Source organism: Achromobacter pestifer (genome assembly GCF_013267355.1).
GTDB lineage: Bacteria > Pseudomonadota > Gammaproteobacteria > Burkholderiales > Burkholderiaceae_B > Achromobacter > Achromobacter pestifer_A.
In genome coordinates, this window is sequence record NZ_CP053985.1 from 6513370 (window position 1) to 6535645 (window position 22276).

At 65.6% G+C, this 22276-nt stretch carries 25 protein-coding genes; 9 read left to right on the top strand and 16 right to left on the bottom strand.

All coding sequences use genetic code 11. From position 1 onward, the window contains the following. Window positions 1–33: 33 nt before the first annotated feature. On the bottom strand, window positions 34–552 hold the full coding sequence (locus tag FOC84_RS30665) for an O-acetyl-ADP-ribose deacetylase (protein WP_173148988.1): 519 nt from the start codon (window positions 550–552) through the stop codon (window positions 34–36). A 113-nt stretch (window positions 553–665) separates the two neighbouring features. On the opposite strand from FOC84_RS30665, the gene FOC84_RS30670 reads away from it, so the two are divergent. Then, the gene (locus FOC84_RS30670) at window positions 666–1661 is read left to right on the top strand and encodes an alpha/beta hydrolase (protein ID WP_254241828.1); all 996 of its coding nucleotides are present in this window, start codon (window positions 666–668) and stop codon (window positions 1659–1661) included. 58 nt (window positions 1662–1719) lie between these two features. Here the strand turns inward: FOC84_RS30670 and FOC84_RS30675 are convergent, their stop codons facing one another. From FOC84_RS30675 to FOC84_RS30685, 3 genes are all read right to left on the bottom strand, one after another. Then, window positions 1720–2130 carry a VOC family protein gene (locus FOC84_RS30675; protein WP_173148990.1) on the bottom strand — a complete coding sequence of 137 codons (411 nt, stop codon included), beginning with the start codon at window positions 2128–2130 and terminating at the stop codon, window positions 1720–1722. Window positions 2131–2194: 64 nt separating this feature from the next. After that, entirely contained in the window at window positions 2195–2590 is a 396-nt protein-coding gene (locus FOC84_RS30680; RefSeq protein WP_254241829.1) for a GNAT family N-acetyltransferase, read from the bottom strand. 97 nt (window positions 2591–2687) lie between these two features. Next, window positions 2688–3581 (bottom strand): LysR family transcriptional regulator, encoded by an 894-nt coding sequence (locus FOC84_RS30685; protein WP_173148994.1) that lies wholly within the window; start codon window positions 3579–3581, stop codon window positions 2688–2690. Between the two features lie 108 nt (window positions 3582–3689). On the opposite strand from FOC84_RS30685, the gene FOC84_RS30690 reads away from it, so the two are divergent. Both FOC84_RS30690 and FOC84_RS30695 read left to right on the top strand, forming a co-directional pair. Then, complete coding sequence (locus FOC84_RS30690) at window positions 3690–4595, top strand: NmrA/HSCARG family protein (RefSeq protein WP_173148996.1); 906 nt, start codon at window positions 3690–3692, stop codon at window positions 4593–4595. After that, the gene (locus FOC84_RS30695) at window positions 4588–4848 is read left to right on the top strand and encodes a DUF2798 domain-containing protein (RefSeq protein ID WP_173148998.1); all 261 of its coding nucleotides are present in this window, start codon (window positions 4588–4590) and stop codon (window positions 4846–4848) included. The genes FOC84_RS30690 and FOC84_RS30695 overlap by 8 nt, the downstream gene beginning before the upstream one ends. A gap of 46 nt (window positions 4849–4894) precedes the next feature. On the opposite strand, the gene FOC84_RS30700 is transcribed toward FOC84_RS30695, so the two are convergent. The 8 genes from FOC84_RS30700 to FOC84_RS30735 all read right to left on the bottom strand — a co-directional run bounded on the left by FOC84_RS30700 (window position 4895) and on the right by FOC84_RS30735 (window position 12085). Further along, window positions 4895–5524 (bottom strand): TetR/AcrR family transcriptional regulator, encoded by a 630-nt coding sequence (locus FOC84_RS30700; protein WP_173149000.1) that lies wholly within the window; start codon window positions 5522–5524, stop codon window positions 4895–4897. After that, on the bottom strand, window positions 5521–5838 hold the full coding sequence (locus tag FOC84_RS30705) for a DMT family transporter (protein WP_173149002.1): 318 nt from the start codon (window positions 5836–5838) through the stop codon (window positions 5521–5523). Before FOC84_RS30705 ends, FOC84_RS30700 begins: the two co-directional genes overlap by 4 nt. A 34-nt stretch (window positions 5839–5872) precedes the next feature. Continuing rightward, window positions 5873–6610 carry an SDR family oxidoreductase gene (locus FOC84_RS30710; protein ID WP_173149004.1) on the bottom strand — a complete coding sequence of 246 codons (738 nt, stop codon included), beginning with the start codon at window positions 6608–6610 and terminating at the stop codon, window positions 5873–5875. Between the two features lie 67 nt (window positions 6611–6677). Next, window positions 6678–7883 carry a 3-sulfinopropanoyl-CoA desulfinase gene (acdA, locus tag FOC84_RS30715; RefSeq protein ID WP_173149006.1) on the bottom strand — a complete coding sequence of 402 codons (1206 nt, stop codon included), beginning with the start codon at window positions 7881–7883 and terminating at the stop codon, window positions 6678–6680. 52 nt (window positions 7884–7935) lie between these two features. After that, window positions 7936–8895: a Bug family tripartite tricarboxylate transporter substrate binding protein gene (locus tag FOC84_RS30720; RefSeq protein ID WP_173149008.1), complete on the bottom strand. Its 960-nt coding sequence runs from the start codon at window positions 8893–8895 to the stop codon at window positions 7936–7938. A gap of 58 nt (window positions 8896–8953) precedes the next feature. Further along, window positions 8954–10153 carry a CaiB/BaiF CoA transferase family protein gene (locus FOC84_RS30725; protein WP_173149011.1) on the bottom strand — a complete coding sequence of 400 codons (1200 nt, stop codon included), beginning with the start codon at window positions 10151–10153 and terminating at the stop codon, window positions 8954–8956. Between the two features lie 120 nt (window positions 10154–10273). Then, entirely contained in the window at window positions 10274–11185 is a 912-nt protein-coding gene (locus tag FOC84_RS30730; RefSeq protein ID WP_173149013.1) for a LysR family transcriptional regulator, read from the bottom strand. 18 nt (window positions 11186–11203) lie between these two features. Further along, complete coding sequence (locus FOC84_RS30735) at window positions 11204–12085, bottom strand: LysR family transcriptional regulator (RefSeq protein WP_173149015.1); 882 nt, start codon at window positions 12083–12085, stop codon at window positions 11204–11206. Window positions 12086–12280: 195 nt separating this feature from the next. On the opposite strand from FOC84_RS30735, the gene FOC84_RS30740 reads away from it, so the two are divergent. Then, complete coding sequence (locus tag FOC84_RS30740) at window positions 12281–13267, top strand: Bug family tripartite tricarboxylate transporter substrate binding protein (RefSeq protein WP_173149017.1); 987 nt, start codon at window positions 12281–12283, stop codon at window positions 13265–13267. Between the two features lie 15 nt (window positions 13268–13282). Here the strand turns inward: FOC84_RS30740 and FOC84_RS30745 are convergent, their stop codons facing one another. Further along, window positions 13283–14227 (bottom strand): LysR family transcriptional regulator, encoded by a 945-nt coding sequence (locus FOC84_RS30745; protein WP_254241830.1) that lies wholly within the window; start codon window positions 14225–14227, stop codon window positions 13283–13285. A gap of 107 nt (window positions 14228–14334) precedes the next feature. Between FOC84_RS30745 and FOC84_RS30750 the strand changes: the two genes are divergently transcribed. The 3 genes from FOC84_RS30750 to FOC84_RS30760 are packed head-to-tail and all read left to right on the top strand — an operon-like array spanning window position 14335 to window position 17529. Further along, window positions 14335–15492, top strand: coding sequence for an ABC transporter substrate-binding protein (locus FOC84_RS30750; protein ID WP_254241831.1), 1158 nt, complete (start codon window positions 14335–14337; stop codon window positions 15490–15492). Window positions 15493–15506: 14 nt separating this feature from the next. Beyond that, window positions 15507–16577 carry an aromatic ring-hydroxylating dioxygenase subunit alpha gene (locus tag FOC84_RS30755; RefSeq protein WP_173149021.1) on the top strand — a complete coding sequence of 357 codons (1071 nt, stop codon included), beginning with the start codon at window positions 15507–15509 and terminating at the stop codon, window positions 16575–16577. 1 nt (window position 16578) lies between these two features. After that, window positions 16579–17529 (top strand): PDR/VanB family oxidoreductase, encoded by a 951-nt coding sequence (locus FOC84_RS30760; protein WP_173149023.1) that lies wholly within the window; start codon window positions 16579–16581, stop codon window positions 17527–17529. Here the strand turns inward: FOC84_RS30760 and FOC84_RS30765 are convergent. Continuing rightward, window positions 17526–18254 (bottom strand): GntR family transcriptional regulator, encoded by a 729-nt coding sequence (locus FOC84_RS30765; protein ID WP_254241832.1) that lies wholly within the window; start codon window positions 18252–18254, stop codon window positions 17526–17528. The two genes, FOC84_RS30760 and FOC84_RS30765, sit on opposite strands and share 4 nt — an antisense overlap. 278 nt (window positions 18255–18532) lie before the next feature. On the opposite strand from FOC84_RS30765, the gene FOC84_RS30770 reads away from it, so the two are divergent. Beyond that, window positions 18533–19435 (top strand): dihydrodipicolinate synthase family protein, encoded by a 903-nt coding sequence (locus tag FOC84_RS30770; protein ID WP_173149025.1) that lies wholly within the window; start codon window positions 18533–18535, stop codon window positions 19433–19435. Between the two features lie 16 nt (window positions 19436–19451). Continuing rightward, complete coding sequence (locus tag FOC84_RS30775; RefSeq protein WP_173149027.1) at window positions 19452–20417, top strand: Bug family tripartite tricarboxylate transporter substrate binding protein; 966 nt, start codon at window positions 19452–19454, stop codon at window positions 20415–20417. A 66-nt stretch (window positions 20418–20483) separates the two neighbouring features. Here the strand turns inward: FOC84_RS30775 and FOC84_RS30780 are convergent, their stop codons facing one another. Beyond that, on the bottom strand, window positions 20484–21473 hold the full coding sequence (locus FOC84_RS30780; protein WP_173149030.1) for a Bug family tripartite tricarboxylate transporter substrate binding protein: 990 nt from the start codon (window positions 21471–21473) through the stop codon (window positions 20484–20486). A gap of 58 nt (window positions 21474–21531) precedes the next feature. After that, the gene (locus tag FOC84_RS30785) at window positions 21532–22242 is read right to left on the bottom strand and encodes a ribonuclease activity regulator RraA (RefSeq protein WP_173150532.1); all 711 of its coding nucleotides are present in this window, start codon (window positions 22240–22242) and stop codon (window positions 21532–21534) included. Window positions 22243–22276: the final 34 nt, after the last annotated feature.

The window sequence follows — 22276 nt, forward strand, 5'->3', positions numbered from 1 at the left end:
GTTGCGCCTCGCTGGCCGCGCCCCAGCATCTAGTCATGCAAGCGGCCGGTTCAAGATGCTTTCGTACTGAAGCAGGTCTTCCGCCGAAAAGCAGCAGAAGATCACCTCCAGTATGGATGAGTCTTCGGCCAGGCTTACGCGGACGCTTTCGACGGCCACCTGCGCCGCCAATTCGATGGGATACCCGTATATCCCCGTGCTGATGCTGGGGAACGCAATCGACTTGACCGCCCGTTCCTCCGCCAGCTCGATGCATCGGCGATAGCAGCTGGCCAGCAGCGCCGGTTCCCCGCGATCGCCGCCCCGCCATACCGGACCCACGGTATGGATGATGTACTGCGCGGACAGGCGATAGGCTTGGGTCACTTTCGCATCCCCCGTCTTGCAGCCGCCCAGCAAGCTGCATTCATGCAGAAGATCCGGGCCCGCGGCGCGATGGATGGCGCCATCGACGCCGCCCCCGCCCAGCAACGAGGAGTTTGCGGCGTTGACGATGGCGTCCACATGAAGCTTCGTAATATCTGAACGGATTGCGCGCAGGCTAGTGGACATGATCTTGCTCCTTGCGGTACGGGCGCCGCGGCGGGTCTAACGGGCGGTCTTCCTGGCAGCCAGTCTCGCCATGAAGAACTCATCGCGCTTGCCGGCCCCAACGGATTGGAATAATGGTTTCAGTCTACAATTCCGCCCACCTCATGCGCTCAAAAATTCGCTGGTTGACACCGCTTCCCCACATGCAACGACGCCTTCTGAATGCCCTGTTGATTGCCCTCCTCGTCAACGTCGGCATGCCTGGCGTTCCAGCGCAAGCCCAGCCCCAATCGACGCCAAAGATACAACCTGGCGAGGGCCGCCCATACGAAATCGCCGATAGCGAAGTATGGGACGTGCCCGATCCGGTGTCAGGCCGGGGCTACCAGGTCTACGTCGCCTTGCCGCCGTCCTACGCGAAGCAGCCGCAGCGGCGCTACCCCGTGCTGTATGTGACCGACGCCGACTACGCCTTCCCTATCATCCGGCAGTTGGCGCGCCGCCTGAACGTGGAAGGACCGCAGATCGAGGAATTCGTTCTTGTCGGCCTGTCATATGGCAAAGGCGAGGATGGCGGAGTCAGCCGCCAGCGCGACTACACGCCTACGCCGAACGGCCCAAGCACCGCGCCGGCCAACGCGGTCCATGGCCAGGCGCGCGCCTATCAAGCGTATCTACGCGATCAGGTAAAGCCATACGTTACCGCCCGCTACCGGACCGAGCCGGACAGAGCCTTCTTTCTCGGCCACTCCTATGGGGCGTTGTTGGGGACACAGATCCTGTTCACCGAGCCCGGCATGTTCAACGGCTATGTCCTCGGCAGCCCGTCCCTCTGGTATGACAAACGGCATGCCTTGAAGCTCGAAGCCCGCTATGCCCAGCAGCATCGGGACCTGACGGCGAATGTCTATCTTTACGTCGGCGCCTACGAAGCCCTGCGCAAAGGCGACCGGCGCTACAACCAGACGGTGGACATGGTCGCCGACAACCGGGCGCTGGAGGCAGCATTGCAAGGCCGGAAATATCCGGGCCTGAAACTGAAGTCCGTGGTCCTGAATGACGAGGACCATCTCACCGTGGCGCCGCGCGGTTTCATGCAGGCCCTGAAGTATCTGCTGCCGGTGCGCTGACCAAATACAGAGGTCCGATCTGAATCCATGGTGCAGGTGCGAAACGGATGCGCCTGCCCTAGCTCGCCGGCCCCTTCAGTTCGATCTGATTGCCGTCGGGATCGAAGCAATAGATCGAAGGCCCTTCGCCTTCCGCGCCATATCGCATCACGGCCTTGTCCGCCGTAATGCCGAAAGTACGCAGATGCTCGAGGATGGACGTTTCATCGAACGGCTCGACCCGCAGGCAAAAGTGGTCCAGGTTGTGCCGGTCTTTCCCTGGCGCTCCCCCGCCCGCGGCACCCAATGGCCCTTGCACATCGACCAGATCGATCATGGAAGCGCCGGCGCGCAGATGGATCATCGCGTACTTATCGTTCTTCTTGCTGATCTCACAGCCTAGTACTTTCGTGTAAAAGTCCACGCTACGCGCCAGGTCCTGAACCCTGAGCACGACGTGGTCCAAGTGCTTGATCTGAAATGCCGGCATGATGATCCTCCTGGGCCGAGAGAGATAAGGTTGGTATTGGCCAACTCCAGACGTATGGCACCCCTCAACGGGATGATCGAAGCTTCACGAACACGAGCTCGGGGTCGCCGTCATCCAGGTTGTCGATTTGGCCGCTTCCGATAAAGCCAAGCTGGCCGAGCAATTGGCGCATCGCGATATTGGAAGTATTGGTCGACGTGAACAACTTTCCTCCCCGGCATTGCAATTCCAGCGTCCGCATGATGGCCGTAGCGACGCCACGGCGTCGTGCCGAATGCTTGACGACGATCAACGGGATGAAATCGTGTTCGAAGAACGAGCGGTCAAGCACCCCGTAACCGATCAGCGCCGAAGCATCCTCCGCTTCTGTCGCGGCCCAGCATTGGCCAGCAGCCACGGCCTGGGCGATAAAGGTCCTCCTGCCCGGTTCTTGCCTGGCGATCGGATCCAGTTCAACCATCGAATCGATGTCTCCGCTCTGGGCTATTCGGACGTGCGTTTGGGCAGACATGATCGCCGGGCATCAGGATGGGAGGATTCTTAGTCTACCGTGCCAGCTAGAACCGATCGAGCTTCAGCCCCGCCGCCAGATAATCAATGAAAGCGCGCACCTTGGCGGGGGGAAGCCTGTGCTCCTGCCAAAGCACGTGTATGGGCACAGGCTTGGACTCGAAGTCTTCGAGTATGACTTCCACCTGCCCCGCATCCAGCAGATGCCTGATCTGCCACAGAGGCGAATAGCCGATCCCGAGCCCGGCGCTGACGGCAGAATAGATCGCCGCCATCGTGTTGGTCCGAAACGGACCACGAACCCCGACGCTGCGCCGTTTGCCGTCTATCTCAAAGGCCCACTGCCCCGAGCGTTGATCGATGGTCCTGACAATGCAGTCGTGCTGCCGCAGTTCCGAAGGATGCGCGGGACGGCCATGCTCTTCGAAATAGGAAGGCGCGCCGAACACGACTCTGCGCAAGGCTCCCAATCGCCTGCCTTGCAAACCGGAATCCGGCAGGTCTGCGATGCGCACGACCAGATCGAGGCCTGCGGCGGAAAGGTCGACAAAGGAGTCCGTCAGTTGCAGATCGACTTCGATCTGCGGGTACGCGCGCATGTACTGCGCGATGATCGGAACCAGGAAGTCCGGACCGAACAGCACCGGGGCGCCCACGCGCAATATGCCCGACGGCGCGGCTCTACGGTCCGCGACCTCGAGCCGGGCCTCGCCGATTTCCTCCATCGCCGGCTTGACCCGCCGAAAGAACGCCTCGCCGGCTTCGCTGAGCGAGGAATGGCGCGTGGTGCGATGGACCAGTTGCACTCCAACGTCCTCTTCCAGCGCTGCCAGAGAACGGCTGACGGCCTGCAGCGAGCGGCCGAGGCGGCGGGCGGCTTTCGTCAGGCTTCCCGTTTCAGCGATATGGATGAACGCTTCCAGGTCTTCGAGGCGGCTCATTATTTATCTCGAATATCGTGATTCATTTTCAATTTCTGCACGTATTGTTCCACCAAACAGTAGAAAATACACTGCCTTCGTACTCACACGCATACGAAGGAGAAACCTGTGAACGGCACTCAGCCTATCGTTCTGGTGGTCGGCGCCACCGGCAAATTCGCCAGCCTGGTGGTTCCCGAATTGCAGCGGCGCAAGGTCGCTGTCCGGGCGCTCGTCCGCGACGAAACACGCGCCGCTCAGGCCCGCTCGCTGGGAGCGACCGCGACCGCCCTCGGCGACCTCCGCGACGTCGACAGCCTCGTGGCTGCGACGCAAGGCGTGGACGGGGTCTTTCATATCGGCCCCGCGTTCACCGCTGACGAAGCGCCGATGGGCGTTGCCCTGGTCGACGCGGCCAAGCGCAGCGGCGCGAGGAAATTCGTCTTTTCATCGGTCATCCAGCCGACGAACGTGCGCCTGGCCAATCACGCCAGCAAGATCCCTGTGGAGGACGCGCTTTACTCGTCGGGGCTGGACTATACGATCCTGCATCCCGCGAACTTCATGCAGAACATCGGTTTGGCCTGGCCATCGATCCGCAACCATTCCAGTTTCGGCGAACCCTTTCCCAAGAACACCAGAATCGCTCGCGTGGACTATCGCGATGTGGCGGAGGTCGCCGCAATCGCCCTGACCGAAGACAGACTGGCCTACGCGACCTTGGAGCTGTGCGCCGGCATGTACAGCCGCATGGATATCGTGGCGGCCTTGGGCGAGGAACTGGGATCTCCGGTTGTCGCGCTGGAGCCCGGTTTCAGCGCATGGGCGGAAAGCGCGCGCCTGCCTTATGGCGAGCAGCAGTTGCGTCTGCTGTCCAAGGTTTTCGATCACTATCGGGCCTGCGGGCTCGGGGGCAACAGCCTTGCGCTGAAGGCCGCGCTCGGACGGGACCCTCGTTCACTGCGCGGGTACATCAAGGACCTGGTGGCCGAGAAACAGTCCGCACCCAACCGCAAGGAGTATCCAGATGCCTGAGCACACGCCCAGACCCGCGCGGAAAAGACTCCCGCAGCGCTATGCCCCCTTCTTGATGCCGCTGGTTCTTTCGGTTTTCATGTCGGCCATCGTCTCAGCGGTGGCGACTGCCGCGAGCGTGGGCGTGGGCCCGGATTTTGTCATCAGTTGGCCCGGTGCCTGGGGGGCCTCCTGGATCGTGGCCTTTCCCAGCCTATTGCTCCTGCTGCCCGTCGTGCGGCGGATCGTCGCCTGGATGGTGGTCCAGCCATAGGCTGGGCAGCGCCGGCATGAACCCTGCGTGGCTACGCTGACGTACGTCAATCGGCCGGCCACGCTAGCATCGCGGCATCGATGATCATGTTGAGCTTCTTCACGCCCGCGCCGTCGCGGGCCTGGATCGACAGGCCTTCGAGCACGGTCGTATAGAAGGCGGCAAGCTGATGGACGTCCGCGGACGGCGAGAGGTCGCCCTCTGCCATGCCTTGCGATAGCCGTTGCCTCAGCATCGATTCCCCGTCCTCCCGGTTTGCGGCCAGAAACGCGCGCACGCTTTCGTTCTCGGGCGCGCCCAGCAGCGAAGACAATACGATCATGCAGCCTCTCGGCCCCTCGGCGACGGCATAGGCTCGTGCGTTCGATCGCAGCATGGTTTCGACGGCATCGCGGGCCGTACGGGCTGCGCTGAGGCTCTGCGACGTCGCTCGCCCCTCGACGCGGTCGTACAGCTCGACCGCCTGCCGGAAGATCTCCTCCTTGCAACCGAAGGTCGCATAGAGGCTGGGTTTGTTGACGCCCGTGGCGCTGACGAGATCCTGGATCGAGGTGCCTTCATATCCTTGCGTCCAGAAGATGCGCATGGCCGCCAGCAAGGCCAGGTCCTTGTCGAACTCCTTCGGACGCCCGATTTTCGGCGCGGTGGCCGATTTTGCTTGATTGCCAGAATTCACGATTCAATTATCCGCAGGCCCGCTACGCCCATGCCTATCAACCCCAGGCACAACAGTTTGGCCGGCGGCATCTGCTCGCCAAGCACCAATGTACCGAAAACCGCCACGCCGAACGCGCCGATGCCTACCCAGATGGCGTAAGCGGTGCCCACCGGCAGATGCTTCAGGGCCAGGGAAAGCAGGACGAGACTCAGCATGGCGACGCTTATGCCGATCAGGCTCGGCCAGAACCTCGTCAATCCATCGGCCTGCTTCAGCGCCAATGCCCAGACGATTTCAAGCATGCCGGCCAGAATCAGAAATACCCAGGCCATCTGAATCCCCATTTCTGTTGGACTTCCCGAAACCCTAGGCGGTGAAGCCGCCATCGATGGCGAGCGATGCGCCGGTGATGAATTGGCTCTCGGCCCCCGCAAGATAGGCCACGGCGGCGGCAATTTCCTCGGGTTCGGCGTAGCGTTTGACCGCCATGAGTTCCAACTCGGCGGCTACCGCCGGACCATCGGCGGGATTCATCTCGGTGTCGGTCGATCCCGGATCGACAATATTGACCGTGATGCCGCGGCCGCCGACCTCGCGAGCCAGGCCCTTGGTGAATCCGATGAGCGCCGACTTGCTCATCGCATAGAGCGTCACGCCCCCATAAGGCACTCGTTGCGCGAAGCAGGAACCGATGGAAATGATGCGCCCGCCGGCCCCCATATGAGCCAGCGCGGCTTGCGAGGCCACGAATACCGCTCTGGAGTGGATCGCCAGGGTGTCGTCGATTTCCTCGAGCGTGGCGTCCTCGACAGGCCCGTAGGGGAACACGCCAGCGCTATTGACCAGTATGTCCAGCCTGCCCAGTTCCTGGGCAGTCTGCTCCACCGCCGCCCGGACGGCGGCTGGATCGCGGCTGTCCGCCTTGAAGGCCAGGACCTTGGCGCCGCTTTTGCCAAGTTCGCGGACGTGGTCTTTTGCGGCCTGATCCGACCTGGCATAGGTGAAGGCCACATCGGCGCCCCGTTCTGCGAACCGTCGAACGATGGCGGCGCCGATGCCGCGCGTCCCCCCGGTGACCAGCGCGACTTTGCCTTGGAATTCCATCGCTAAAGCTCCTTTTATACCGATCGGTTCAAAAGATACTACGCGCGGTGGAATTCGTCGTCAAGCATCACCGCCCTCGGATATACCCATCCCGCGTCTGCGGCAGCTTCATCCCAAGCACGGCGGAAGCAACCTGGGTGCGCAGGATCTGCGCCGTGCCGCCCGCGATGGTGAACATGCGCGCGTCGCGCACGTGGCGTTCCATCGGCAGGTCGCGCCCATAGCCGGACGAGCCATGCAGCTGCAAGGCGTCGTTGGTCACGCGCTGCGCGGTTTCGGCCGCGAATATCTTGGCCTGCGCGGCTTGTGACAGGTCCGGGAAGCCGAAGGTTTGCGGCGTGCCGCTGCGCGCGGCCGCGTGCAGCATGTGCCGGGCCGCATTCAGCTGGATGGCCATGTCGGCGACCATCCACTGCAAACCCTGGAACTCCGCTATCGGCCGGCCGAATTGCTGGCGTTGCTTGACGTAGTCGACGGCTTCCTCGAAGGCGCCCTGCGCGATGCCCAGCGCCACGGTGCCCGCGCCCACGCGCTGGGCGTTGTAGGCCTGCATCAGGCCGGCGAAGCCGCGCTTCAAGCCCTCGGGCGGCACCACCAGCATGGACTTGTGCACTTTGAGGTCGCGGAACTTGATGTAGGTCTCGGGTATGCCCCGCACGCCCATGGCGTAGGAGCGCTTGGCGATTTCCAGGCCATCGTCGGCCGCGTCCGGCTCGCGCACGTGGATGAAGGCACCTATGCCCAGATCCACGCCCTCGTCGAACACGCGCGCAAAGATCAGGTGCAGGCGCGAGACCCCGCCCCCGGTGATCCAGTATTTCTCGCCGTTGATGAGATAGTCGTCGCCCAGGCGGTCAGCCCGGGTGCCCATTTCGCTGGCCGCGCTGCCGGCCTGGGGCTCCGAGATGCAGATGGCGGGCTTGTCGCCCGCCAGCACGCAGCCGGCGGCCAGCGTCTTCTGTTCATGGGTGCCGTACTGCATGATGGCGCCGATTGCGCCCATGTTGGCTTCGACCGTGATGCGTCCCATGGTGGCGCAGGCGCGGGCCATTTCCTCCACGACCAGGACGGTATCGAGATAGCCCAGTCCCTGCCCGCCGTATTCCCGCGGGACCGTCATGCCCATGAAGCCGCCTTCGCGCAGCAGGCCCACATTGTTCCAGGGATATTGTTCGGCTTGGTCGGTGGCCGCGGCCGTCGGTTTGAATACGGTCTGCGCCAGTTCGCGCGCGCGCTGCCGCAGCGCCAATTGTTCTTTCGAAAGTTCAGTCATCGTTCATCCTTGCTCCATGCAAACTCCGGCCGGGCCGCGAGGCCCGCCGGCATCAACCCACCTTGATATCGGCGCGCCGCGCCACTTCGGCCCAGCGCTCCACCTCGCTGCGCGTCAACGCGGCCAGTTCCTGCGGCGTGCCTCCGCCCGCATCCGCGCCCAAAGCGATCCAGCGCTGCACGAAACCCGGGTCCGCAAATGCGGCATTGACCGCCGCGTTGAGCACGCGCACCACTTCCGCCGGCGTGGACGGCGGCGCATAGATGCCGTACCAGCTGGTCGCGTCGTAGTTGGCCGCCCCGCTCTCCGCCGCCGTGGGCACGTCGGGCAGGCTGGGCGAGCGCACCTTGGATGTCACCGCGATCGCGCGCACGCTGCCTGCCCTGATGTGCTGGATGGCCGACGGCATGGTTTCGAACATCATGTGTACGTTCCCGGCAATGATGTCCACGATCGCCGGCGCGGAACCGCGATAAGGCACGTGCATCATCTGGGTGCCGGTGACGTTCTTGAAGTATTCGGCCATCAGGTGCTGCATGGTGCCCGCGCCCGGCGTGGCATAGCTGTACTTGTCCGGATTGGCCTTCAGCAGCGCCACCAGTTCCTGCACATTCCGCGCGGGCAGATCCTTGTTGACGATCAACGCGTGGTTGACGCGTCCCAGAAAGCCTACCGCCGCCATCTCGCGGATGTCGTATCCCAGCTTCGGATACACGGACTGGGCAATCGCGTGATGCACCGCCCCGAACAGGATCGCGTAACCATCGGGGCGGGCCTTGGCCACGGCGTCCGCGCCCAGCGTGCCGCCGGCGCCGCCACGGTTCTCCACGATGACCGACTGGGCCAGGCTGGCGCGCATCGGCTCGGCCAGTTGCCGCGACAGGATGTCCACGGTGCCGCCCGGCGCATAGGGCGCAATCAGCCTGATGCTTTGCGACGGATACTTGCCTTGCGCAAATGCGCGGCTCAATGGCGTCAATGCGGCCAGCGCCAACAACTGTCTCCTATCCATGCCTCTCTCCTCATGTGTCCGCCCTCGTGCGGGGCGGTGTTGTCTAAGGTGTGCGACGTCAGCCCGGCAAACCGTCTGCCGTCCAATCGCCCAGGATTTGCTGCGCGTGCTCGTTCAGGCGGGGCGGCGGCCTGCGGTACGAAACCGGCGTGGCGGACAGCTTCAGCGGGTTGGCCAGCAGGTTCAGTTCGCCGCCCTGCGCCCAGGCGCAGGGCATGCGCAGATGCGCGCCGCGCGCCTGGACGTGCGGATCGTTGAACACATCGCACAGGTCGTTGACCGGGCCGCAAGGCACGCCCACGGCTTCCAACTGTTCCAGCCAGGCCTGCCTGGGGCGCAGGGCCAGCGCTTCCTGTACCCGCTGGCAGAGTTCAGCGCGATGGGCGACCCGGGCGGCATTGGAGGCGTAGCGCGCGTCGTCCGCCAGGCCGGCGACGCCAGCGGCCTCGCAGAAGCGCCGGAACTGCGCATCGTTGCCCACGGCAAGAATCATGGGACCGTCGGCGGCGTCGAACACCTGATAAGGCACGATGTTGGGGTGGCCGTTGCCCAGGCGCGTGGGTGGCTCCTGCTCTGCCAGATAGTTGGTTCCGGCGTTCACCAGCCAGGCAATCTGGCTATCCAGCAGCGAGATGTCGATGTGCTGCCCCTGGCCGGTCAGGTCGCGGTGGCGCAGCGCCGCCAGAATGCCGACCGCGGCATACATGCCGGTCATGACGTCGGCAATGCCCACGCCCACCTTCATGGGCGTGCCCTGCGGCTCGCCGGTAAGGCTCATGATTCCGCCCATGCCCTGGATCAGGAAGTCGTAGCCCGCGCGCTTGGCGTACGGACCCGTCTGCCCGAATCCGGTGATGGAGCAATAGACCAGGCGCGGATACCTGTTCTTGAGCTGCGCATAGTCCAGCCCATGCTTGGCCAGGCCGCCGACCTTGTAGTTCTCGACCAGCACGTCGGCATGGACCAGCAGCTGATGCAGCGCGTCCCGCCCAGCCTCGGTGGCGATATCCAGCGCGATGGATCGTTTGTTGCGGTTGGCGCTCAGGTAGTAGGCGCTTTCGGCGGTCGCGCGGCCGTCCTGGCCGTTGATGTAAGGCGGCCCCCATTTCCGGGTGTCATCGCCCTCGTCCGGCTTTTCCACCTTGACCACGTCCGCGCCCAGATCGCCCAACAGCTGCGTCGCGCTCGGACCCGCCAGGATGCGCGAGAGGTCCAGGACACGCACGCCCTTGAGCGCGGAAGCTTCCACTGACTGCATACGCCTTCTCCATCAGAGTCGATCGATGCAGTCTAAAATTCGCAATCCTCACCTTCAATTGAGTTTTTTTTCAATATGAAGCGATCCTCGCCGTGCCAGCCGGAAGAGCGATGCGCGGCTTTACTTGACCGGAAACTTCAGCTTGGGCGCGGCCTCCCTGACCATGGCCCAGAAGGCATGCGCGGCGGGCGACAGCTTGCGTTCGTTGAGGCAGGCCAAACCGATCCTGCGCTTGGAGGCGGGGCTGATCTTCCGGTAGACCAGCCCGTCGTAGGCCTGCGGCAGCACCAGCGACGCCAGCACGGAGATGCCCTGCCCGCGCCTGACGAACTCCAGGATGGACATGATCTGCGAGAGGTCGTGCGCGATATGCGGCTTGGCGCCGGCGCGTTCGAACATCCGTGTAATGACGGGCTGCGAACCGGCGCGCGTCATGATCAGGGGATAGTCGATCAGATCCTTCACCGCGATGGCCTTGCGCTCGGCCAGCGGATGGCCGGCCGGAACCACCACCATCAGTTCATCCGTGACCAGCGGCAGCGTGTCGAAATCAAGCTTGGGCAAGGCCACCACGCCGATCTCGATGCGGCGCTCGACCAGCGCGCGCTCCAGTTCAGGGTCCGGTTTCTCGGTCACGAAAACGTCGACGCCTGGATAGCGGGCTTTGAACATTTCCAACAGCTGCGGCAGGATGTTCAAGGAGGAACTCGCGCCTAGGGAACCGAGATTCAGCAGGCCCGAACGCAGGCCCGCGCTGGCGCTGGCCGTCGCCCGCACGATCTGCAGGGACGCGAACACGTCCCTGACATGCGGCAGGATCTGCTGGCCGGCATAGGTGAAGTGCACGCCCGCCGCATTGCGGTCGAGCAAGGGCGCCCCCAGCGTGGCCTCCAGCGTGCGCAGGGCGTGGCTGGTGGCCGAGGGCGTCATGCCCAGCCGCGCGCCTGCGCCCGCGATACTGTCGGCGGACGACAAGGAAAGCAACAGCTCCAGCTGTCTGAGGGAGAGGGATTTTGCTGCCTGATCCGGCATGGCCATGTTTCCTTGATGCTAAGCCGCCAGCGCCTGCGCCAGCCCCAACGCCCGCGCCAGAAACGCCGACGTATCATCCTTGCGGTAACTGACGATCACCGGCGACACAAAAGTATCGGCGTCGATCGCCACGTGCGCCACATCCTGCCGCTGCAAGCGCTGCACCGACGCCGGCACCACCGTCACGCCCAGCCCCGCCGCCACCAGGCCGATGGCGGTCTGCAGTTCGTTGGCTTCCTGCACCACCTGCGGCGCATGTCCCGCCGCGCGGAACAGGCCCAGCACATGGTCGGAGAAGTTCGGGCGCGGGCGCGCCGGATACAGCACGAAGGGTTCGCGCGCCAGGCGTTCAACGGACACCCGCCGCAGCCGCGCTATCGGATGGCCCAGCGGCACCGCCGCCATCAGCGCTTCGGTCATCAGCACGCGCCGCTCGATGGCGGGATCGTCGAACAGGATGCGGCCTATGCCCAGATCGATGCGTCCAGCCTTCAGCGCCTCCAGCTGCGGCAAGGTGGTCATTTCCGTGAGGCCGACCTCGACTTGCGGATCGGCGTTGCGCAGCTGCCGGATCAGCTCCGGCACGAAACCGTAGAGGGTGGATGGCACGAAGCCTATGCCGAACCAGCGCCGCTGCGTCTGCCCCAGCCGGCGCGTGCCCTCCAGCACCTCTTCCAGGCGCGCGGTCAACAGGCGCGATTGTTCCAGCAGGAAGCGGCCCGCTTCCGTCAGGCGCAGCGCCCGCGTGGTTCGCTCGAACAGCTGCACGCCGAGTTCTTCCTCGAACAGGCGGATCTGGCGGCTGAGCGGCGGTTGGGCCATGTGCAGCCTGGCGGCCGCGCGGGTGAAGCTGCCTTCTTCCGCCACGGCCTGGAAATAACGCAGTTGCCTCAGTTGCATGGCATGGCCTTATACATACCATAAAGGTATCAATCGGAACCCATATAGTCTTGGACTCGCAGGGAAAACGCAAGCCATACTAAGCCATCGCACGCACCTGATCGCGGAAAGTATGAATCGCGGGAACATCTTCCCGTGGGTCTGCGGACCGTCGGTGCGCGGCGACACAATAATTCCAGCATTACGGAGACCATCATGCGCTTGCGCTCTGCATTCCAACGACTCGCCCGGGCCTGCGTAGGCCTGGCGCTGCTGGGCGGCGCATCCGCCGCCCTGGCGCAAACCTATCCGGATCATCCGGTCAAATGGATCGTGCCCTTCCCGCCCGGCGGCGCGATGGACAGCATCGCCCGCACCCTGGGCGAATCCATGGGCAAGCAGCTCAACACGACCTTCATCGTGGAAAACCGCGCGGGCGCCGGCGGCAATATCGGCGCGGCCAGCGTGGCCCGCGCCAAGGCCGACGGCTACACCATCCTGATCGTCGCCAACGGCATGGCCGTCAATCCGGCGTTGTATGCGGACCTGAACTACGACCCGATCAAGGACTTCGCCCCGATCTCGCTGCTGGCCGTGGTGCCCAATGTGCTGGTCACCAATCCCGCGCGCACCGGCGCCACCAGCGTGCAGGACGTGATCGCCAAGGCAAAGGCTCAGCCCAACCACTACACCTACGCCTCGGCCGGCGTGGGCACGTCCATCCATCTGGCGGGCGAGTTGTTCCTGTCCATGGCTCAGGTGGACATGCTGCATGTGCCGTACAAGGGCAGCGGTCCGGCCATCGCCGACCTGCTGGGCGGACAGGTGGACTACATGTTCGACAGCATCACCTCCGCCAAGCCGCACATCGAAGCCGGCAAGCTGCGCGCGCTGGCCGTGACCACCAGCAAGCGTTCGGCCGCCCTGCCCGACGTCCCCACCGTGGCCGAAAGCGGGCTGCCCGGCTACGAGCTGATGCCCTGGTTCGCGGCCTTCGCCCCCGCCGGCACGCCGCCCGAGGTGGTCGCGAAACTGAACGCCGCCATGCGCGCCGCGTTGAACGACGCCAAGGTGCGCGCCACGCTGGACTCCATCGGCGCCGAGCCCATCGGCGGCACGCCGGATGAACTGCGCGACCACCTGGCGCGCGAGACCGCGCAGTGGAAGACGCTGGTGAAGGAACGCAACATCAAGATCAATTGAGGCTGGCGCGCCAGCTCATGCCTTCCGGCCTGCGGCGGGCATGGCGTCCCACGGGTACCCATCGAACGTATCCTTCACCAGCTCCCGCAGCCAGATGATGGCGGGATCCTGGTGAAATCGCGGATGCCAATGCTGGCGCAACGCAAAGGACGGCAGCGGCAGCGGCGGCTCCAGCACCTTGACCACGCCGTAGCCGCTGAACACATTGCCCAATTCCTGCGGCACGGTGGCGATCAGGTCCGGATGCTGGTCCAGCAATAGCGGCACCACCAGGAAGTGCGGCGTGGACAGGAAGATGTTGCGCTTGACGCCCTGCTCTTCCAGCGCGCTGTCATAGGCTTCGGACGAGCGTCCGGCCAAGGTCACCACGATCTGCGGCATGCGCTGGAACTGTTCCAGCGTCAGCGCATCGCCCACCTCCTTGTTCTTCACGCTGACCAGGGTCACGAAGCGGTGCATGAAGAGCTGCTGCTGGAACAAGCCCTGCGGCGCCGCGCGCAGCGACCCCAGCACCAGATCCACCTCGCCCGAGGCCAATAGCGGCTCGACCTGCTGCAGCGGCACCTGACGCGTGCGCAGCGTGCAATGCGGCGCTAGTTCCCGCAGGCGCTTGATCAGCGGCGGCAGGAACACCAGCTCGCCCATGTCCGTCATGCACAGGGTGAACACGCGCATGGCCGAGGCCGGATCGAACTGCGCCTGCGACAACACCTGTCCGCGTATGGTCGCCATCAACGCCAGGATGGTGGGCGCCAGGCTCTCGGACTTGGGGGTGGGCTGCATGCCCTGGCCGGTCTTCACGAACAGCGGATCGTCAAAGAACACGCGCAAGCGGTTCACGGCATGGCTCATGGCGCTTTGCGACAGGCCGAGCTGTTCGCCGGCGCGGGTCACGCTGCGTTCACGCATCAGGCTGTCGAAGACGGCGAGCAGGTTGAGGTCTAGCTTCTCGTTATGCATAGTGTGCATTTCCAGAATCATGCTCATGACATTGACGCATATTCCGCCGCTCTCTATCGTCTTGTCAAACGCCGCGCAGACCGGCGTTTCCACAAGGAGACAAGATCTTGAAGCCCCTTCTACACCCCGTGCGCGCGGTGCTGGTTTCGTGCGCCCTGCTGTCCTGTAGCGCCGCCTCGGCCGATGTCGGCGTCGGCGTCATCCTCTCGCTCACCGGCCCGGCCGCATCGCTGGGCGGCCCGGCCAAAAACGCCATCGACCTGCTGCCGCGCGCGATCGCGGGCGAGGCGGTGCGCTACATCGTGCTGGACGACGCCTCGGACGCCACCGGCGCCGCCCGCGCCTTCCGCAGGCTGGTCGACGAGCACAACGTGGACGTGGTGCTGGGCACCTCGGTCACGCCTGCCACCCTGACCCTGCTACCCATTGCCCAGGAGAAGAAGGTGCCCTTGATGAGCTTGGCGGCCGGCGCCAAGCTGGTCGAGCCCATGGACCCGCAGCGCCACTGGGTGTTCAAGGTGGTGCAGAACGAAAACCTGATGGTCGCCAGCACCGTCGCGCACATGCAGGCCGCGGGCGTGAAGACGCTGGGTTACATCGGCTTTGCCGACGCCTACGGCGACAGCTGGCTGGCCGAAGTTTCCGCGCAGGCGCAGCGCGCCGGCATCAAGCTGGTCGCCACCGAGCGCTACGTGAAGACCGACACCAGCGTCACGGCGCAGACCCTGAAGCTGCTGGCCGCCAGACCGGATGCGGTCATCGTCGCGGCGTCCGGCACGCCTGGCGCGCTGCCGCAGAAGTCCCTGCGCGAGCGCGGCTATGCCGGCCGCATCTACCAGACCTACGGCATCGCCAACCGCGAGTTCCTGCGCATCGCCGGCAAGGACGCCGAGGGCGCGCTGTTCGCCGTGGGCCCGGTCGTGGTCGCCAGCCAGCTGGACGAGGCCAACCCGATACGCGCCGTCGCCATGGACCTGACGCAGCGCTACGAAGCCGCCCACGGCAAGGACTCCATGTCGGTGTTCGCGGCCAATGCCTGGGATGCCGGCATCGTGCTGCAGCAGGCATTGAAGGCCACCTTGCCCAAGGCCCGGCCGGGCACGCCGGAATTCCGGGCCGGCCTGCGCGACGCGCTGGAAGCGACCCGCGACGCCGTCACTTCCCAAGGCGTGTCCACCATGTCGCCCACCGACCACGAGGGCTATGACGAGCGCGCCGCTGTCATGGTGCAGATCAAGGACGGCGGCTGGCGCTACGTCAAATAAACAGGAGCAAACCCATGTTCATCAAAAATACCTGGTACGTCGCCGCCTGGGACCAGGAAGTCAGCGCCGACGGCCTGTTCTCGCGCACCATCACCGGCGTGCCCGTGCTGATGTACCGCGACGGCGGCGGCCGGCTGGTGGCGCTGGAAGACCGCTGCTGCCATCGCGGCGCGCCCTTGTCGGTGGGACGGCGCGAAGGCGATTGCGTGCGCTGCATGTACCACGGCCTGAAATTCGATCCCACCGGCGCCTGTGTCGAAGCGCCGGCGCAGGCGCGCATTCCGCCGCAGGCCCGGGTGCGCACCTTTCCGGTGGTGGAGCGGCACCGCTGGATCTGGATCTGGATGGGCGATCCGGAACGCGCCGATCCGGCCCTCATCCCCGACACCCAATGGCTGGATCATCCCGATTGGCGCAGCCTGGACGGCTACATCCATTACGACGTCAACTATCTGCTGATTGCCGACAACCTGCTCGATTTCTCGCACCTGCCCTTCGTGCATCCGACCACCCTGGGCGGCAGCGAAGACTATGCTTCGGTCTCGCCCAAGGTCGACCGGCTGCCCGACGGCGTGCGCATCACGCGCTGGACGCTCGATACCGAAGCGCCCGCCTTTGCCAAGAAAGTCCGCGAATGGCCCGGCCGGGTGGACCGCTGGAACATCTACAACTTCACTCTGCCGGGCATCCTGCTGATGGATTCGGGCATGGCCCCGGCCGGCGGCGGCGCGCAGGAAGGCAATCGCGCAGGCGCCATCGAGTTCCGCGGCTGCCAGGCCCTGACGCCAGAGACCGCGACCTCGACCCATTACTTCTTCGCGCATCCGCACAACTTCTCCATCGACCGGCCGGAGATCACCGCGTCGATCCACCAGAGCGTGGTGGATGCCTTCGACGAAGACCGCGACATCATCACCGCGCAGCAGCGCTCACTGTCCCTGTCGCCGGACTTCAAGATGGTGCCGCTGTCCATCGACGCCGCGCTGTCCCAGTTCCGCTGGGTGGTGGCGCGCCGCGTCGAGGAAGAGCAGCAGCAGGCAACGGCGGGCGCGTCCGGCGTGCGGGCCGCGCAGGCGGTAGCCTGAGATGCGGCGGCTAGTCGTCAGCCGCATCGTGCGCGAGGCGCGCGGCGTGCTCGGCCTGCATCTGCGCAGTCCCGACGGCGCCATGCTGCCAGCCTTCGAGGCCGGCGCGCATGTGGATATGGCGCTGGGCAATGGCCTGGTCAGGCAGTATTCCCTGTGCGGCGACCCGGCGGAGCTGGCGGTATACCGGCTGGGTATCGGCCTGGCGGCCGATACACGCGGCGGCTCGCGCTACGTCCATGAACAGCTGCGCCAGGGCGACCTGGTGGACATCGGGGAGCCCAGGCAATTGTTCGGGCTGCATGCGCAGGCCGCCGGCCATGTCTTCATCGCGGGCGGCATAGGCATCACGCCCATCCTCAGCATGATCCATGCATGCGTCAGGCGCGGCGAGCCCTGGCGGCTGCTGTACTGCGTGCGCGACCGCGACGCGGCCGCCTACCTGCCTGAACTGGCCGTCCACGGCGAGCGCGTGGCGCTGCATGTCGACAGCGAACAGGGCGGCGCGCGCTGCGACCTCGATGCCTATCTGGGCGCGCTGGGGGAACCGGGCCAGCATGTCTATTGCTGCGGACCCGGGCCGTTGATGGATGCGGTGGCCGCGGCCTGTGCACGCGGCGCAATCGCCTCGGCGCGCGTGCATTTCGAGCGCTTTGCCGCCAGCGCGCCCGCCACGGCCGAACCCGGCTCAAGCTTTACGCTGCGGCTCGCGCGCAGCGGCGGCTGCCACGAAGTGCCCGCGGACAAGTCGGTGCTGGATGTGCTGGAAGCGGCCGGCGTCGCCTGGCCATACTCCTGCCGCGAAGGCCTGTGCCGCAGCTGCGAAGCGGGCGTGCTGTCCGGCGAGGTGGATCACCGCGACTACGTGCTCAGCGACGAGGAACGCGCCGCCAACCGCAGCATGATGGTCTGCGTGTCGCGCGGCCGCGGCACGCTGGAGCTGGACGTCTAGGCGGGTTCCTGCAAGGCCGACGCATCCAGCAGATGGTCGACGATGGCGAGTATCTGCTCGGCGGCTTCGGCGATGTGCCGCTCCAGCGCGGCCTCGGCTTCTTCGGCTCGGCCCTGCCGCGCCAGCGCGATCAGCGCGCTATGCTCGTCGTGGGCCTGCTGGCGGATCGGCGCGTTGACGACCTGGAAGCGGAAGTAGCGTTCGGATTTTTCGTGCAGCGCGCGCACCATGGCCAGCGCGGCGGGACGTTGCGCCGAACGGTACAGCAGTTCGTGCAGCTGCCAGTTCAGGCGCCCCCATTGCTCGGGCTCGGCCGTGTCCATCTGCGCCACCACCTGGCTCGCCAGCTCCAGATCCTGGGTCTCGCGCTGCTGCACGGCCAAGCGCAACAGCCACGGCTCCAGCCGCAGGCGGATGTCGAAGAACTCCTGCACCTCGGCGCGCGACAGCATGGAGACGTAGGCGCCGCGGTGCGGAATCATGTCTATCAGCCCTTCGGCGCTAAGCTGGCGGATGGCCTCGCGCACCGGCAGCCGGCTCACGCCCAGTTCCTCGGCGAACAGTTCCTGGCGCAGCGCCGAGCCGGGAGGAATCGCGCCGGACAGGATGCGGTCGCGTAGTTCGTCGACCACCAGTTCGACGGCGGTCTTGCGCACGAGGCGGCCGGGGGTGGCGGCCTGGGGACGGGACGGGCTGGGAGCGGATAACGGCGAATTCTGGGACATGAAACCTGCCTGGTTGCGCCGTGCGGCGGAGGCGGCACGGGAGGGTCTGGCGGGAACCAGGGCCGCCATGCCCAGGAAAACCCCGAGAGACAGCCGGTGCCCGCAGCCCTTTTAATGTGAGTATATTGGATCCATGATCCAGTTCAAGCCAGCGCTCCCCAGGCGCCGGTCCGAGGCCTGTGCCTCGTTTTTTTAAGCCCCATATTTTTGGATCCAATATCCAATAACCAGTATCCAACCGGACCAAACCGGACGGACCGCGCATCAGGAGCCGCAGCATGAGCATTCAATGGCAAGGCGTATTCCCCGCCGTCACCACCAAGCTGAAACCCGATTTTTCGCTGGATCTGGAGGCCATCCGCCAGGGACTGGAACGCCTGATCGAGAATGGCGTGGGCGGCGTGGTGATGATGGGCATGGTGGGCGAAAACGCCCAGCTCTCGCCCGAGGAAAAACTGCAGGTGCTGCGCACCGCCGTGGACACCGTGCGCGGACGGGTGCCGGTGATCTCGGGCGTGGCCGAAACCGGCACCGCGCGCGCTGCGGCCTTCGCCCAGGAAGCCGCGCGCATCGGCGTGAACGGCCTGATGGTGTTCCCCGGCCTGACCTACAAGTCCGACGGCCGCGAGACCGTGGCCTTCTACCGCGCCGTGGCGCGCGCCAGCGCCCTGCCGATCCTGCTCTACAACAACCCGCGCGGCTACGGCGTGGACCTGACGCCGGACCTGGTGGCCGAACTGCTGGAAGAGCCGACCATCGTCGCCATCAAGGAGGAGTCCTACGACACCACCCGCGTGACCGACCTGATCACGCGCTTTGGCGGCCGGCTGGCCGTGGTCTGCGGCGTCGACGACCTGATCCTGGAAAGCGCCGCGCTGGGCGTGACGGCCTGGGTATCGGGCATGGCCAACGCGGTGCCCAAGGCCTCGGTGGATCTGCTGAAACTGGCCGTCGAAGGCGATTTCGTGCGGGCCCGCAAGCTTTATGCCGCATTGACGCCACTGTTCCACCTGGACACGGTGGTCAAGCTGGTGCAGCACATCAAGCTGGCCGAGCACCTGATCACCGGCAGCGCCGAAACCGTCAAGCCGCCGCGCCTGGACCTGGCCGGGGCCGAACGCGAACGCACCATCGCCATCACCAAACAGACGCTCGCGGACCTTTCCGCCCTGGGCTACTGATACCGGAGCCGCCACCATGCGCCCCTACCGCCTGACCGCGCTGGTCTTCAGCGCCCTGTCCGCAGTTTCCGTCCTGTCCGCCGCGCATGCCGCGGACTACCCTGCCCGCTCGATGGAATTGGTGGTCGCCTACCAGCCCGGCGGCGGCAGCGACAATACCGCGCGCGCCATCGCCGAGGCGGTGCGCCCGCCCATGCTGGCGCAGCCTACGGTGGTGATCAACAAGCCCGGCGCCAGCGGCTCCATCGGCTGGGCCTACGTCGCCAATGCGCAGCCCGACGGCTACCGGCTGGTGCTGATGACGCCTGAAATGCTGGTGGTGCCGCTGATGGGCATAGGCAAGACCACGGTCGGCGACTTCCAGCCCATCGCCCGCTTCACCGATGATCCCTCGTCGGTCACGGTGCGCGCCGACGCGCCCTGGAAGACGGTGGAGGAATTCCTGGCGGACGCCAAGAAGAATCCCGAGCGCGTCGCCGTGTCCAACGCCGGCATCGGCACCGTGCCGCACATGGCGGCGGCAGCGCTGGGCGAACAGGCCGGGGTGAAATTCGTGCACGTGCCCTACCAAGGCTCGGCCCCGGCCATCATGGGCCTCCTGGCGGGCGACGTGCAGGCCACGACGGTCGCCTACGCCGAACTGCAGCAGCATGTCGAGACCGGCAAGTTGCGCACCCTGGCCGTCATGGCGCCCAAGCGCCTGGACAACCTGCCCGCCGTGCCGACCATGAAGGAGAAAGGCGCGGACCTGCAATTCAGCGTCTGGCGCGGCATCGGCCTGCCCAAGGCCACCCCCGCGGACGCGGTCGAAAAATGGCGGGCCGCGGCCCGCCAGGTAGCGCAATCGCAGGACTTCCAAACGCTGATGCGCAAGCAGAACCTGACGCCCTCCTACGCCGATCTGCCGCAGTTCACGGCCGACGTGGCGCGCCAGGAGGAAGCGTTCAAGGCCTTGGTGCCGAAGCTCAATCTGAAACCCTGAGCATCCAGCCTTGAGCGCAAAACCCTGAACGGCAGCGGGCGCGGCGCGCCCGCTGGCCTGATCCGCTTATTCCACCGTCGCCCCTGACTTCTTCACGACCTCCGCCCAGCGCGGGATTTCCGTCGCCATCAGGTCGCGCAACTGCTCGGGCGTGCTGCCGACCAGTTCCATCCCCATGGTCTTGCCCAGCTTCTCCTGCACGTCCGGCTCTTTCACGATCAAGGCGATTTCCTGGGCCAGCTTGTCGAGGATGGGTTTGGGCGTGCCCTTGGGCGCGTACACCGCCTGCCACGACGCCATCTGGAAGCCCGGCACGCCGGCTTCCTGCATGGTCGGCACCTCGGGCGCCAGCGCGATGCGGTCCTTGGTGGTCACGGCCAGGAGCTTGAGCTTGCCGGTCTGCAGCAGGGGCAAGGCCGCCGTCATCTGGTCGAACATGAAGGTCACCGCGCCCGAGGACACGTCCACCATGGCGGGCGGCGTGCCCTTGTACGGCACGTGCGTGAGCGGCACGCCTATCATGCTGGAGAACAGCTCGCCGGCCAGGTGCGTGGAAGTGCCCGCGCCCGAGGACGCGAAGGTGCGCTTGGTCGGATCACGCTTCAACAGCGCGATCAGGTCGGCCACGGAATTCACGCCCAGGTTGGGATCCACCAGCAGCACATTGGGCAGGTAGGCGATCAGCGAAACCGGCTCGAAATCCTTGACCGGGTCGTACTTCAGGTTCTTGTACAGGCTGGCGTTGATGGCGTGCGTGCTGATGGTGCCGCCGAACAGCGTGTAGCCATCCGGCGCGGCCTTGGCCACATAGGTCGCGCCGATGCCGCCCGCGGCTCCTGGCTTGTTCTCGACGATGACGTTCTGGTGCAGGCGGTCGCCCAGCTTCTGGGCCAGCACCCGGCCCACCACGTCGGTCGAGCCGCCCACGGTGAACGGGACCACATAGGAAATCGGCTTCTGCGCCGGCCAATCGGCGGCCTGGGCGGGCGCCGCCAGCGTGCCCAGCGTGGCGGCGGCCAGCAGCGCGGCCAGCGCGCTGCGTCGTTGCATATTCATGGTTGTCTCCTGCCTGTTTTTTGGCTTGTGGGGTTGCCGGCGGCGCCGGCGGCAAGGCTCAGCGGCCCTGTTGCTTGCGCCACGCGGCGAACTTGTCCCTGGTGCCGGGGTCGGTGGGCGGATACAGCCCCAGGATGGACGCGCCCTCCTGCACCTCGCTGGTCACGAAGTCCTCGAAAGCCGTCATCTCCACGGCCTCGACGGCGATCTCGTCGGCCAGGTGGGCGGGTATCACCACCACGCCCTCGCGGTCGCCCACGACGATGTCGCCCGGCCACACCGCCACGTCGCCGCAGCCGATGGGCGCGTTGATGTCCAAGGCCTGGTGCAGGGTCAGGTTGGTGGGAGCCGACGGCCGTTGGTGATAGGCGGCAAAGCCCAGCTCGGCAATCTCGGGCGAATCGCGGAAACCGCCGTCCGTCACTACCCCGGCCACGCCGCGCTTCATCAGCCGCGTGACCAGGATGGAGCCCGCGGAAGCGGCGCGCGCGTCCTTGCGGCTGTCCATCACCAGCACCGCGCCTTGCGGGCAGGTCTCGACGGCGACGCGCTGCGGATGGGCGCGGTCCTCGAACACCTTGATGGTGTTCAGGTCCTCGCGCGCCGGGATGTAGCGCAGGGTGAAAGCGGGGCCGACCATATTGGGCAGCGCGGCGTTCAGCGGACGCACGTCCTGGATGAACTGGTTGCGCAGGCCGCGCTTGAACAAGGCCGTGCACAGGGTGGCGGTGCTGACGCCGGCCAGGCGGGCGCGGGTTTCGGGTTTCATTTGGGACACGATGGCTCCGGGGGCTGAAGACTGT